Genomic DNA, 15,864 nt, shown 5'->3' with positions numbered 1-15,864 from the left:
CAACACAATCTGCAATGAATTTATCCTTGTTGAACTGTTCTAGTTTAGAATTTGCATAAAAAAAGACCTATGATTCAACCAAATCATAGGTCTATCTCTATCTCTCGAAATAACTAATCAAATTAATACAATAATTTTACTTATTTTCATTACAACTACTTTAATAGTTTATCATTTTCATAGATGATATAATTAAGTAGTCAAATAAATAAAAAATAATCAACATTAATTGTTCTTGAGGGAGGGCAACTTTAATGAGGAAAAAATATCTACTGAGCTTATGGGGATCTATTATCCTCATGAGCATTTTTGTTATAGTAACGGCTAATGCCACTAACGTTTCCGCTACTTTAACCAGTAGCACTGATTTGGCTGTTTTAAAAGAAGCCCCTAATGGGCTCCCACTCAGCCAATACATGTCAAATTCCACTCCAACTCCCGTATCGGGAAGTCCTTTTAAAACTAATTCAGCTCAAATAGTTGATCACTCTGGTGATAACTCTACCGATGGAAATATAATTTCTCTAGCAAATGGTAAGAATACCTACGGATCACTTTGGTCAACAAAAAAAACTTTTGATATTACTAAACCTCAAACTATTTCAGCATGGATGTATTTTGGATCTGGTAACGGTGAGGACGATATAAACAGTGAGGGTATCACTTTCGTTCTTCAAAATGATGCCCGTGGTAATGGTGCATTAGGTGCTGGATTAGACGGTATAGGCGCATATGGTTTCGACAAATCTACATCTAGTGTCTTTAATACTTATTCAGAAAAAGTATCTTTCATGCAAAATTCAGCCATCCAAAACAGCGTTGCACTAGAATTTGATACGGCAAAAAACAACATGTATAACTCCAAAAATGCTCCCATAAATATGAGCTCAAGTGGGATTCCCCTTGTCGGAACTACTTTTTCTCAAAATGCTTATGATACTCAATTAGGGACAACGCCACCTTCTTCGCTTGGAATACCGGGCACCCTAACATATGGAAGTGCTAGCCGGTACGGAAATATAGCAGTAATCTATCCCGCTTTTGCTGGAACCTATTATCAAACAAGTATCGATTCAAACATCAATAGTAACTATCCCGGATTTGATAAAGCAACAGTCATGGTTCATGTAGACTCACAATTAGCTGATTTAACCGATTATACTGACTCATCAAATAATCCAGTCTACTGGCATCACGTAACCATCGATTGGACACCAGCACCATCTGGATCTAATATTGCAAAACTTTCTTACGCTTTTAATGACATAACTAAGGAAGGACTAGAGAAAACCCCTACTACAAAAACTATAGATATTGATACCACCAAGTTAAACGCAACAGATAATTTAGTTCGCTGGGGCTTTACAGGAGCAAATGGTACATCTAATTTAGTTGCTACTAAACTAGTGGCTTTTGATTCAATCCCTGAATCACCTACTTCTGATGTAAGTGCATCGATCACTGATAAAACTTTAAACAAAACTATCATAGACAGCTCCACAGATAAAACCGTTTCTAATGGTGACGATTTATCATTAAATTATAATCTTAACTATATACGTGGTAAGGAATCCTGGAAATCAATTGCTTCTAAAATAAAAATTCCTGATAACGTCACTTTAAAGCCTGATGCTAATGAGAACATTGCTACTATAGATTATGGTGATGGTCAAAGTCCAACTAAGATATCTAAAGATGATATCGTTGGAGGAAATCTTCAATATACTTTGGCAAAAGAACTCGATACAAATAATAGTTCCGCTAAAATTTCTATTTCAGTAACTGCCGTGAACGAGATATCAAGTGATATCAACGTAAAACAAGCACCCGCTTCATTTACAGGTACAAATAGTATTGCAATGACGAGTTCTCCTGCTTTCACCATTTTGGCCAAAAAAGATTACAGTTTAGTTCTTGGCACAGATAAAACTGAATACGACTTGTTATATAAGAATGAAAATGCTGGTTTAAGTTCAAATCTTAATCTAGGATATAGTAGTAACGCACCAAGTGATCTTAAAGGATCAGATATTGTTTTCAACTTATCTATTGGAGATCATAATTACACTGCCGCTCAAGATTTAAGTCTTCAAACTGGTCAAACAACTTCTTCAACTATGGATATAAAACAATTAATTGAAGGTGCTGGAGATAATTTCTGGGACGTATTCCCAGTTAACTCTACTCAACAAGTTAAAGTTACGGCAATCGATAGAACTAACGGATTAGTATCTAATGCAGTTACTTACAACGTTAATGTTCTACCGGATAAGTCACTTACGTTGAACGTTTCAGATAGCTTAGCTTTTCAAAATATTCATTACGGTAATCAGTCAACCTATCTAAAACGTACTTCCGATTTCAATTTAAGTGTAACTAGCTTACGCGAGCCATGGCAATTATCAGTTACATCAAAAGGATTATATAATTCCGATAATAGTCTTAATAAAAATATGAACCTAGTTTATAAAAAAGATAACGATTCTGATTACATGAATGTCAGCGAAACACCAGTAATCGTCGCAACAAACAATCAATCATATACTACAAGTACTACTGATAATATTTCAGGAAACTGGACCAGTGATACTGGATTACTTTTAAAACAATTAGGATTAAGTCCAGTCGGTCATTATACTGGTACACTCACTTGGACAACATCAGACGTAATTGGAAATAATTAAAAAAAGAGTGCAATGATACACGTTCAGCTTTCGAGCATTAAGGTAAAAGATCCTATCAATCCGATTTTAGATTGATAGGATCTTTTGCTTTAAGCGGAAAAAGCTGTGTATCATTGCACATTTATGCCACCTGTTTAAAGACAATAATATTTTTCTCCCAAAATCATTTTTTAATTTATATTTATTACATAAATTTGGTTACTTTTTTCTCATAATGATATAATTACTTATATCAGACAGTTATAAAATGATTTACATTTATTGTTCTAACAGGGGGGCAATACAGATGAAAAATAAATACAAATTAAACTTGTGGGGACTTATATTCCTCATGAGCATTTTTGCTATCTTAATAACAAATACAAACAACGTTTCAGCTGACTTAATCACCAGAGACGATAAAGATGTCTTGCAAGACGCTCCTGATGGTGTTGCAATTGGTAATTACTTGACTAAATCAACTGTTACAAACCCACCAGGGGATGATAAGTTTCCGTATAAAACTAACTCCGCACAAATATTAGATCGAAGCGGAGCCTCAGCACCATCTACGGGTAATATTATTTCTCTAGCTAATGGTAGATCTTCCTATGGTGCCCTTTGGTCAAATGGTCGAACATTTGATATTACTAAACCTCAAACCATTTCTTTTTGGGTTTATTTCGGAACGGGAGCTGCATCAGACGATATAAATGGCGAAGGTATCTCTTTCGTCCTTCAAAATGATAGTAGAGGTACTGCCGCTTTAGGAGCCGGTCTTGAAGGCTTAGGTGTTTATGGTGCTGATACTGCTACTTATAGCCCTGGTTTTCTACTTACACCTGAGTCTTATACTTCTAAGACACCAAGTTATATGGCCACAACAGCGGTTCAAAATAGTATGGCATTAGAAATTGATGCCAAAAATAATAATTTCCATAAAGAGTCACCCATTCAGTTAAAAAAAGAAGGACTAGCCTCAGATAGTTCATTGTATTCACAAAATAGTTTTGATACTCATCCAGGTGGGATACCGACCTCCTCAAAAATTCTTGGGACACTTTCTTATGGTACCAACGGTGGTCAATATGGTAACATTTCCGTAACTTACCCAGCGCTAACAGACACCTATTCCCAAACTGATGAGTTCAGTGATTATAGTAATTATGATCATTTTAATAAACTCACTATGATGGTTAAATCAAACTCCACCGACGTAGATCTAACTAATGATAAAGATGCCAATGGTAATCCTGTTTATTGGCACCACATGACTATTAATTGGACACCAGCTCCTACTACTGGTTCTAATAAAGGTATTGCCACTTTAACATATACATATAATGATATTAGTAAAGGTGGAATAGAAAATACTAATTCTAAAACAGTAAGTAACCCAATAAATATCGATAATTTGAAAGCACCAGCTTCAAACAAGGTCCTTTGGGGATTTACTGGTGCTACCACCCCATCTGATTATGCTGCTACAAAATTAATAGCATTTGATTCAATCCCTGAATCACCTACTACTGATGTAAGTGCATCAATCACAGATAAAACATTACACAAAAAAATCACCGACGAATCAACTGACAAGACAGTGGCTAATGGTGATGACCTTTCACTTGATTACAATCTTGAATACATTCGTGGTGACGACGACTGGAAATCAATTGTTTCTAAGATAAAGATTCCTGATAACTTTGAAATTAAACCTGATGCTCAATTAAACGTCGCCACTATCACATATTCTGATGGTAAGGAACCTGAAGTGATTACAAATGACGAATGGCAACACGACACCGGAACTCTTCAACATCAGTTATTAAGAGTCCTATCCAATGATAATAACGTTGCTAACATTTCTATTTCAGGTACTGCCACGAACGATACATCAAGTGACATCAACGTAAAACAAGCGCCTGCTTCATTTACAGGTACGAATAGCATTGCGATGACAAGTTCTCCTGCCTTCACTATTTTGGCTAAAAAAGATTACAGTCTAAACCTAAGTACAGATAATACTGACTACAAATTGTTATACAAAAATGAAGATGCAAGTTTAAGTTCAAACCTTAATCTAGGATATAGTAGTAATGCGCCTAGTGATCTCAAGGGTTCAGATATCGTCTTCAACGTAACAATTGGAGATCACAATTACACTGCTGCTCAAGACTTAAGCCTTCAAAGTGGCCAGACATCTTCTGCAACTGTAGACTTCAAGAAATTAATTGAAGGTGCTGGAGATAATTTTGGGGATGTGTTCCCAGTAAATTCAACCCAACAAATTAAAGTTAAAGCTATCGACAGAACTAATGGCTTAATATCTAATGAAGTTACATACAACGTTAACGTTATGCCGGATAAATCACTTGCTCTAAATGTTTCAGATAGTTTGGCCTTTCAAAATATTCACTTTGGTAATAAGTCAACCTATCTAAAACGTGCTTCAGATTTTAATTTAAGCGTAACTAGTCTACGTGAACCATGGCAATTATCCGTTACATCAAATGGGTTATATAACACCGATAATAGTCTTAATAAAAATATGAACCTAGTTTATAGAAAAGATAATAATTCTGATTACGTTAATATTGGCGACACACCAGTAATAGTTGCAACAAATGACCAATCATACACTACAAGTACTACTAATAATATTTCAGGAGATTGGACCAATGATACTGGATTGCTTTTAAAGCAATTAGGATTAAGTCCAGCTGGTCATTATACTGGTACATTAACTTGGACAACGTCAGATGTAATTGGAAATAATTAAACAGAGAATAACCCGAATAAATTATTATGATTTATTCGGGTTATTTTTACTAATTACTGAAAATAAAATAATAATTCAAAACTTTATATTAGGGATTCATAGTATGAAAGGAACTTTAAAAATGGCAAACAATATAATAGGGATAATAAAATTTTCTTCTAACAAAAAACTTGATAATGGATCCACTCCTTTCGAAGATTTAAAAAAGGGAAACATTTTTTTTAATGATCCAAGCCTTTTTTCTAAAAATGCAAAATTAGGACCGGGGCAGAAGGCCGTAGAGGGTAGTGTAAAATCTACAATCATTAAAGATTGGACAAACCATCAAATTGTTAATAATAACTCTTTTGAAACTCCAAAAGGATTCATTTTTAACAAATCATCTAAAATAATACAAATAGTAAGTACTTTTAAATCAAGTCCGTTTTTAGGATACAAAAACAATATAAATTTAAATTCTTTGTCAAAATATTATAATGCCAATCTATCAAACGAATATGATTTATTTTTGAGCCCTGTAGATTACTATCAAAATGCATATTACGACAAATCGAAAAAAAAACTAATAACAGATTACTTGATTAAAAACGCCCAAATTAGTTACGGCAAAGATAGTACATGCAAGATTTCCTGTTTTGCCACAATCAAAAGAAAAGATATTATTAACGGACATCTCAAAAAGCAATATATCGATGATATTTCAGAAATTGCAGAAGATAGAAATTGGGTATACATAAATTTCTCTGATTTTTTGAAAGAATTACGTAAAATAAATTTTAAAGGTAATCATGGTATAGTTACATATTATCAAGATATTTATCCTCTAACTCAAAGCGAAATATCATTTAATCCTAATAAAATTTTTTTCTTCAAACCCAACAAGTATCAAAACCAGCACGAATACAGATTAGTAATTGGCGGTCCAAATAAAAGTTACAAAAATCCATACGGAAAAATTCTTCATCTAAATTGGAAGTCTAAAATTCAATATAGTAATATCGAAAAAAACAATTTAGAAAGCCTTTCTGAATTGAGATTTTAGCTTTAAGAACATGACAAATGTGATTCAAACAATATATACTTTATCATTTATAAGAATTTTCACGTAAGAAGGATATATTGTTAAATTATTAGTAATTATGCCTAATAAAAGGATTGAGATACATCATATGAATTTTTAATGCCATCAATTAATTCTTTCTTAGAAGAATACTTAATCGACTTATATTTTATAAATTCCATTATTTCTTTCATTTCTTTTAATTTTAGTTCATACCACAATGCTATTTCAATCATATCTTTGCTATCCAACAAAGTTAAAACATTGGACCCATCTTTAAAAATTATATATTTACCATATTCATCCTTAAACCAATTCTCCTGTTGCCTGCTAGAATTGTTCCAAATATTAGCAGCCCCAAATGATAACTGTGTTAATTCCATTTCAGAACCTAAAATAATTATTGAATCTTCCAATAATTTAAATTTAGTACTTTCATCTGGTTCAAAATGATTTCCAATAGCCTTGGCAATATTTAATCCAGATGGAACTTCATCATTCAATTGTGGAAATCCAAATAGAGAAATAATTCTTTTAGAACTTACATTAAATTTATACGAAATTGAATCTATTTTGAAAGTTACATTAAATAGTCCATTATCCACAACAGTAATATTAAGTGATGATATATTTTCATTATGATCATATGTTCTTTTAATTCTATCTAAATAAGGTACGCTCATCATATTAGCAGCTAAATCTGTTCGCATAATACCATTATTTTTTTCAACTTCTTTTTTAATTTCTTTAATTTTCTCTTTGTTTATTTTTTCTTCATTATGTACAGTATCTTTATCTAAATGAAAATTGGGTTTATCCATACATTTATTTTGGTACTCCTCAATCAACTTACAAGTTTTATTATAATTGTTTAATTTCTCTTGCATTTTTCTTGATTCTCTGGTGAATGATCCAATTTTTAAATAAGATCGAACATATCTTTTTAATAAATCGAAGTCTCCCCAGAATCTATTTATTAATTCTTGTGGCAATACGTATTTTTCCAGCAATATTTTATTACGCCCAGCATTCATAACATACTCAATACGAGGATATTTCTTTATAAGATGTTCATATCTTGATTGTTCCCTATCATTATTTGCAACATGAGCACTAGCCATAAACTCATTATCACCTAATTTCTGCACGCAACTAGATCCTAGAGTAATATATCTACCATCCGTTCTATTCGATGCATAATAAACTATAGACTTCAAATTTCTATTACAGAAGGCGCATTTGAATTGATGCCCATCCTTTTCTTTATTTTTTATTTCATATGGTGAACGTGTATTATCAACTCGCCACTCACCTAAAGATACCCGTACCCAATCATTGACTCTATGTTTTATTTCTAATATTCGCGACTCATCTTTAACATCATTTTCATATATATTATTATGCTTCTTAAGAAGATTATAAACATAGCCTAATTCCCCAGGCTTACCTATAAAATTACTAACTCGTAAAATATTAGCTTCTACTTCTGTAATCAATAATTTAGTCAAACAATATACTCCTTTTATAATAGAATTTATTATGAATATAATATCCACTTACGTTGTCGGACACAAGTTCTTAATATAATATATGTTCAATCAGTAATTTTAAATTTAATAATTTCAAAAAAAGACCCCACATCAGTGAGGTCTTAATTTCTATCTACCATTCATAATCAACAGGATCAATCAATCCATTTCCAGTAGCTTTATCTAACATAATTCTTTGTTCAAAGTGAGCTACGTTACGTTTTGTTTCTTTGACCATATCTGGGTTAACAGATACATAGTCAATACCACTTTGAATTAAGAAGTTTGTAAAGTCAGGAAATTCTGAAGGTGCTTGTCCACAAATTGAAACGGTTCTTCCATCTTTGTGTGCTGTCTTGATCAAATGACGAATTGCACGTTTAACGGTAAGGTTACGCTCATCAAACAATGAAGAAACTGTGTCATTATTACGGTCACAACCAAGCAACAACATTGTTAAATCATTTGATCCGATTGAATATCCATCAACGAATTGGTTAAATTGATCGGCCAAAATAATATTCGAAGGAATTTCAGCCATCATATAGATCTTAAAGTCTGCACCTCTTACTAATCCTTGATCTCTAATAATATCAGTAACTTTTCTAGCTTCATCAACTGTACGAATGAATGGAATCATAATATTTAGATTCTTCAAGCCATACTCATTTCTAACTTTCTTAACTGCTTCTAGTTCTAGTTTAAAGGCATTGATATATTTTGGATCATAATAACGAGAAGCTCCACGCCAACCTAACAAATCAGCTGGTTCATGTGGTTCGTATTTATCTCCACCTTTTAGATTACGATACTCACTAGACTTAAAGTCAGATAAACGCAATACAACTGGTCTTGGTGCCATTGCACGCGCAACTTTAGAAATTCCATCAGAAAGCATATTGACAACTTTTTCTGGATGGCCTTGTTCAATTAGGTATAGAGGATGTTCATGAATATATGATGTCCAAATAAATTCTTCACGCATCAAACCAATACCGTCAGCAGGAAGTGATGAATACTTGTCGGCTAACTCTGGGTCACCTAAATTCATCATTACACCTGTTGCTGTTGGAGCAAATGTTTCAGCGGCAACTACTTGGCCAACTTGATTTCCTGAATCTGATTTCTTTAAAAGTCCTTCTACTTTGCCTGCATAAACAACACCATTTTTGGCATCAACAGTTACTACATCACCATTCTTCAAAGCATCAGTAGCAGCTACATGTCTACTCTCTGTTCCGACGATACATGGAATCTGCATTTCACGTGAAACGATTGCGGCGTGACATGTCATACCACCATTATTGGTAATAATAGCAGCGGCTTTCTTCATAGCTGGAACCCAATCAGGAGAAGTCATCAATGTAACAAGTACTTCACCTTTCTTAAATTGGTCAATATCTTTTGGATCGTCAATAACATGAACTACACCACTGGCTAATCCAGGACTTGCTGGCAATCCACGAACAACAACTTTAGCATCTGATTCTGCAACCACGTTATCATCTCCAGTATTAGTGTCATCATTATCTTCTTTATTTTTTTGTGACCAATATGTTTCTGGACGAGCTTGCACGATCCAAAGACGATTTGTATTAACATCTAAGGCATATTCCATATCCATGTAACAGCCATAATGCTCTTCGATCTTCTTAGCATAGCCGGCAAGTTCAAGTACTTGTTCATCAGTTAAGACTTGTTTGTCTTGTAACTCTTCTGGTACTGCCTCTTCTTTAGTTCCACCATCAGCAACTCTAGTTAACTGAATAGTTTGTTTAACAACATTTCTTTCAACAATTTTTTGAGCTTTTTTATCTATAACAAAATGATTTGGAGTAACTTTTCCTAAAACAATATATTCACCTAAACCACGAATACCGTCGATAGTGATCTTAGAATCATCACCATTTGATACATCAACAGAGAACATAATTCCTGAAGCCTTTGAAAAGACCATCATTTGAACAGCTGCTGATAAAGCAACTTTTTCATATGGGAATTGTTGCTTGTGACGATAATAAGTAGCACGATCTGTGAATAGTGAAGCGTAGCATTGTTGAACACGGTTAACTACGTCATCTCCACCTTTAATATTTAAATATGATTCTTGTTGACCTGCAAAGGAAGCATCCGGAAGATCTTCCGCAGTAGCAGACGAGCGAATTGCTACAAATGGGTCTTTTTGATCCATCTTATCAGCAAGATCTGCATATGCTTTCTTAATATCTGCCGCTAAATCATCTGGCATTTTAGCACCAACAATTAAATCACGAATCTGCTTGCACATTGTTCGGAGTTCGTCTGAATCTTCATAATCTTTCATGCCATTGAGCAAAGCATTGACTTTATCATTTAGCCCCGTTGTCTGCATAAAATACCTGTATGCACTAGCAGTTGTTGCAAAACCATAAGGTACTGGAACATCCATTGATGACGTCATTTCTCCTAGTGAAGAAGACTTACCACCAACTAAGTTAACATCTTGGCGATGTAATTCGTTGAACCATAAAACATTTGCCGTATTACGATCAATCATGAAATTACCTCCTTTTGAGTGAAACAAAAATAGATTGTGAAAGCGCTCTCAATCACAACTTTATTGTAAAGCACAGCTGTTTAAAGTGCAAAAGAGTTTTACCGTGAAAATAAAATTTGTGTAAACAAAAGGAAAAAAAGTTTAAAAAAAGCAAATAGAGACCGTGACACAAGCCACAGTCTCTATCTAATAAATTTTATCTATCCACACCATATCTCAGAACAACAATTTCAGCCATCGTAATTTCACGATAAAGAACATTAAACAGGTCTTCATTGATCTCATGATGAACTTCATATCGTTTTAAAAGATAATCTCGTTCCGTCTGAAATACTTGACGATAAATGGACATAAGTTCATGTACCTGCTCAGGCGTATATTCATCATGCTTAACAATTCTCTTCCATTCCATGAAAAATTGTCGAACAGTTGTGTGACCATTTTGCGATCTTAAATCAAAAGTTATAGCTTCCTTAAATTCTTGCGATATTGGCATTGACCACAATTCCTCAATTCCGGTATCAATCATTTTTTGTCGAATTATTGCCATTTTAGCGTTTGCATCAGCATCAACTTTAACTCTTGGCAATAAAAATCGGAAAAGAATTGTCGGAACTAACAAACTCAAAATAATCAATAAACTTTCCGACATTAATACTAGATTAAAATCAGCAGTTTTAACTTGTGTTTCGGCAACTGTAAAAGCTAAAGCAAATGTTACAGCTCCATGAATTCCACCTAAAGCAAAGATCCAAGACTCTCGATTAGATACTTTATGGAACAATCGGACGTATACATATCGAATCAATAAATTTGCCAAATAGAGAATAACTCCCATGGTGATCCACAACAACGAACCATTGTAATTTACAGACCTATCCATAGTTATACGAACCAACATAATACCCAAAATAATAAATACAATACTATTTAAAATATCACTCAACAATCCGACTAATTGACCAATATCACTAGCTAATTGTGGATTAGCTAATGTACTGCGGTCTCCTTCAGCGTTATGTACTAATCCAGCAAATACAACTGCAATAATACCTGAAACGCCTACTTTTTCAGCACCAAAATATAGGATAAACGGTGTCATAAGATAAACCACCTTAAGTGGAGTTCCATTATTATAAGTATTATTAATGAAATTCAATTTGGAACGAAGCATCAACTGGCGAATATAAACAATCAGAACACTAACTACACCACCAAAAACAATTCCGCCACCTGCAGAATAAACAAAATTCCAAAGCGTTTGTGGATAGTTAATATATCCGTTGACATACCACAAGATAGCCATATTAAGTAAGATGATACCTGAAGCATCATTAAATAATGATTCCAGTTTTAAACTAATTTTCTCACGGTGAGGTAAAATTAATCCCATTGTCACAGATTCAGTGGCAGTTGCATCAGTTGGTGTACTAATTGCTGCCAAAATAAACGCTAATGGCAATCCTACTCCGGTTAATAAATGACCACCAACCCCTGCAAAAACAGCACATAAAGTGACCATCCCCACAGTTAAACTGATAATTTCGCCAACATGTTTCCCAACTAAATTTAACCGAGTATTCTGACCTTCAAAATACAATAGTGGAGCAACAATTAAACCGATAAATATTTCTGAATCAAATCTTTCAATTAATCCGTTTAAGAAAGGGATAATTGCTATCCCTGCGCCGATAAGCATACTAACGTAGTTTATGGACAATCTTGGTAACCAACGACGATTAGCGACAATGCTAAACATAGCGCCAACAATCAATACTACTGTAGAAACAAGTAGTCCCATATGAACACCCCATTTTAATTAAACTAACTAATATTGATTATTATGCAAATTCGTAAAAAGTAAACATTTAATTACTATAATTAGCATTAAATGCGTAAATTATTTTTTTAAAGTAAAAAAAGAATAGATTCATTTAAAACAAATGAATCTATCCTCTAATTTGTCGTTAAATCACGTTTCTTAACTGCTTCACGTCTAAACAAGTAACCTAAAATCAAAATAACAGCAATAATCAGAATCAAAGCCGTCAACATAATATTATGAATTCCCGAAAAGAAAATTCGTTTCATCTGCGGTACATAAGCTTTTGGCAATTCCTTAGCTACCGCCGCATTACTCAATTTATTCAACATTGAAATCGTAATATGACCATGACTCTCACGAACACCTTTGATCAAGGCCAAATTTAAAATTACACCATAAATTGAAGACATAAATGTTTGGCTCAAAATTCGTACTAGGTAGGCAAACGAAGTTGAAATTGGGACATCCCTTGGCTCTACATCAAATTGAACTGCAATCAATAAAGCATTAAAACAAACTCCGACACCAAATCCTTCAAAAACTCCCATTACTAACAAGAAAGTATAACTGGCATGCTGATTGGCTAAATATAATCCAGCAAAGGAAATCAAAAATGCAGCCGTACCAATCGCAACAATGGAATAGCGACTCAATTTTCGTTGCATAAATGGCTCCCATTCAGAACCAATAAAGTTGGCAATCGCACCTGGAATTTGAGTCATTCCACCAATCAAAGCACTCAAGCCCATAATACCTTGAGCCCACATTGGAATATAAATGTTAAAGGCCACGAATGATCCCCATAACAAAGCAAATAAAATCAAATCAATAACCAATTTTTCATTTTTGAACAAACGATTAGGAACTATAGGATCATCAACTTTAGCCTCAACTCGTGACATCCAATAAATTAATCCAGCACCTAGGACGATAAATCCAATCGTGATAAAAATAGACGATACACCTAATAACTGAATACCAATTAAAACCGATGTTAATCCTAAAACCATCAAGACAGCACCGTAATAATCGACTTTTTCTTGATTTAGTTTTTCTTTCAAATTAAAGAATAGAGCAACAATCATAATCGATAATAAAGCCAATGGCAAATTAATATAGAACACCCAATGCCAACTGAAAGTATCAACGATCCAGCCACCAATCAAAGGCCCTACGATCGAAGTTCCGCTAAAACCTGCAGAGGCAATACCGATAACTTGCGACCGACGTTTAATATTTTTGAAAAGTTGTGAATAAATAATAAACGGAATGGTATTCATACCGCCAGCACCAATTCCCATGACACTTCTGGCCGTAATAAACCAAATAATGTTAGGTGCTAATCCTTGGAACAACGCTCCCAACATGAAAACGATTGTTGCTGTAATATAAGCAACCTTATTCCCCTTTTTTTCTCCAAATTTACTCCACAACGGAGTGGAAACAGCCATCCCCAAAAGAAAAATAGCAACGATCCAGCCCATATACTGAATACCATGCAAATCACTAATAATAGCTGGTAACGCGGTATTGATGATAGTTGCATCTAACCCCGCCATCATATTAGATAGAACTAACGCAAACGTAACTAAAATTTTACGATTTCTACTCATACCCCTACTTCTTCCTATTAACATCCCAACAAAAAATAAGACTCACACACTGTGCAACGTCTTATTTATCAAGTTAAACATCATATTATGTTTATAATTATAGACTTTTTATAAATTTCATACAATTAGTAATTCTAAACGGCTACGCCGTTTAGAATTACTTATGGGGTCGCCTCAAGGCGACGGCATTCCTTTGACATGCTATTAAGAATTACTTATTGAATATCGTAACCATACAGTATCGCCAACTGGGGTAGCTGATTTTAGAGTGAAGTTTACGAGTTTATCCGGATCATCAGTTGGTAATGGTTGGAATAACGCTGGAGTTTGACTATCGCCATCAACACCAGGAATCAAGACAATGCTGACTTCATCACATAAACCTTGTTTGATAAATGACCAATTGAGGACTCCGCCACCACCTAACATAATGCGGTGCAAATTAAAGGCTTTTGTTAATTTAGAAATTGCTAAAGGTGCATCAAGAATCTTGTCCCCTGCAATCACATAAGATATCTGTTTCTGACGTAAGAATGCTTTGTAGGCGTTACTGGCTTGATTAGTCAACACCTCAACAACAGTTGCTGTGGTGTCATTATAGTGAAGTTGATTACTTTCCCAGCCCAAACGACCATGCGGATCAATTGAAAAATAATATTTTGGATGAGTATTGGGCACAATAAAATCACCATCCGGAACACGTGCTGCTGTTTTATCCAAGTCAGGCTGTTTATAGAAAGTAAAATTATCATCAGTAGTTTTTCGTCCTGATAACCAACCTTCATTGGGGTCAAAAGCTCCACCTGGTTCAAACGCTGCATGATAAAATAGTTCACCTGCATCGCCAGCATTTTTGGCTTGATGATATTTTCCGACAATTTTCCCATTTAAGGACATTGTCATATGGCAAAAAATAGTAGGTCTTTGCATAAAATAGGTCTCCTTAATTTATATTACGGACAGTGTAATACTTAAAGTCGACTTGAAGTCAAATTTATTTAGGATTATTTAATGGGACAAAAAAATACGACCAACACACAATGTGCGGTCGTATTTTTAGTAATTCTAAACGGCATAGCCGTTAAGAATTACTTATTAGTTCAACTTCTTCTTACTTACAACTTGTAACTTATCATCCAAGTCATAAACAACTGGTTCACCAGTAGCCATTTCAACGTCCATGATGTCAGCATCACTAATGTTTTCAATGTATTTTGTCAAAGCACGTAGTGAATTACCGTGTGCAGCGATGATTACGTTCTTGCCATCAAGCAATTTAGGTGCGATTTCATCTTCCCAGAATGGAATTACACGTTCCAAAGTAACTTTAAGGTTTTCACCACCTGGAACGATTCTTGGGTCAAGGTTTGCGTAACGACGATCGTTAGCTGCTGAACCTTCGTCTGTAGCTTTCAATAATGGTGGCAAAGTATCATATGAACGTCTCCAGATATGAACTTGTTCATCACCGTATTTTTCAGCTGTTTCTTTTTTGTTTAATCCTTGCAAAGCACCATAGTGACGTTCGTTAAGTCTCCATGTCTTTGTTTCAGGGATCCATAGTTGGTCACAGCCTTCAAGAGCGTAGTGCAATGTCTTGATAGCACGTGTCAATACAGATGTATATGCTTGGTCGAATTCAATTCCAGCTTCTTTAAGAAGTTTACCAGCATTTTGTGCTTGCTTAACTCCTTCTTCACTAAGGTCAACGTCAACCCAGCCAGTAAATTGGTTTGATAAATTCCATTCACTTTGTCCGTGACGAATGAAAACTAATTTTGACATTTAAAAATCCTCTTTTCATTTCTTATACAACTCCACATTTTACACGAAAAAGACAACAAAAAAAAGTTATGTTC

The 15,864-nt window shown here is 34.2% G+C and carries 9 protein-coding genes; 3 read left to right on the top strand and 6 right to left on the bottom strand.

Features of this window, described 5'->3' with window-relative positions; translation table 11 throughout:
* Positions 1-299: 299 nt before the first annotated feature.
* The 3 genes from FC72_RS05190 (at position 300) to FC72_RS05180 (ending at position 6,484) form a co-directional block, all read left to right on the top strand.
* A complete protein-coding gene (locus FC72_RS05190; RefSeq protein WP_057765487.1) occupies positions 300-2,684 on the top strand; it encodes an L-type lectin family protein in 2,385 nt (794 codons plus the stop codon).
* A gap of 286 nt (positions 2,685-2,970) precedes the next feature.
* Positions 2,971-5,442, top strand: coding sequence for a hypothetical protein (locus FC72_RS05185; protein WP_057765485.1), 2,472 nt, complete (start codon positions 2,971-2,973; stop codon positions 5,440-5,442).
* Positions 5,443-5,545: 103 nt separating this feature from the next.
* Positions 5,546-6,484: a hypothetical protein gene (locus FC72_RS05180; protein WP_157051114.1), complete on the top strand. Its 939-nt coding sequence runs from the start codon at positions 5,546-5,548 to the stop codon at positions 6,482-6,484.
* A 101-nt stretch (positions 6,485-6,585) separates the two neighbouring features.
* Here the strand turns inward: FC72_RS05180 and FC72_RS05175 are convergent, their stop codons facing one another.
* The 6 genes from FC72_RS05175 to FC72_RS05150 all read right to left on the bottom strand — a co-directional run bounded on the left by FC72_RS05175 (position 6,586) and on the right by FC72_RS05150 (position 15,790).
* Positions 6,586-8,010 carry a hypothetical protein gene (locus FC72_RS05175; protein WP_057765481.1) on the bottom strand — a complete coding sequence of 475 codons (1,425 nt, stop codon included), beginning with the start codon at positions 8,008-8,010 and terminating at the stop codon, positions 6,586-6,588.
* 154 nt (positions 8,011-8,164) lie between these two features.
* Complete coding sequence (gene ppsA / locus FC72_RS05170) at positions 8,165-10,567, bottom strand: phosphoenolpyruvate synthase (RefSeq protein ID WP_057765479.1); 2,403 nt, start codon at positions 10,565-10,567, stop codon at positions 8,165-8,167.
* Positions 10,568-10,763: 196 nt separating this feature from the next.
* Positions 10,764-12,368 (bottom strand): cation:proton antiporter, encoded by a 1,605-nt coding sequence (locus tag FC72_RS05165; protein WP_057765477.1) that lies wholly within the window; start codon positions 12,366-12,368, stop codon positions 10,764-10,766.
* Positions 12,369-12,523: 155 nt separating this feature from the next.
* Positions 12,524-14,005, bottom strand: coding sequence for an MFS transporter (locus FC72_RS05160; RefSeq protein WP_057765475.1), 1,482 nt, complete (start codon positions 14,003-14,005; stop codon positions 12,524-12,526).
* 204 nt (positions 14,006-14,209) lie between these two features.
* Positions 14,210-14,935 (bottom strand): RibD family protein, encoded by a 726-nt coding sequence (locus tag FC72_RS05155; protein WP_057765473.1) that lies wholly within the window; start codon positions 14,933-14,935, stop codon positions 14,210-14,212.
* A 165-nt stretch (positions 14,936-15,100) separates the two neighbouring features.
* Positions 15,101-15,790, bottom strand: a complete 690-nt coding sequence (locus tag FC72_RS05150) for a 2,3-diphosphoglycerate-dependent phosphoglycerate mutase (RefSeq protein WP_057765471.1) — start codon at positions 15,788-15,790, stop codon at positions 15,101-15,103.
* Positions 15,791-15,864: the final 74 nt, after the last annotated feature.

The organism is Companilactobacillus tucceti DSM 20183 (assembly GCF_001434665.1).
Lineage (GTDB): Bacteria > Bacillota > Bacilli > Lactobacillales > Lactobacillaceae > Companilactobacillus > Companilactobacillus tucceti.
Note: the sequence above shows the minus strand (reverse complement) of the source record. Positions and strands in the feature narration are given on the sequence as shown.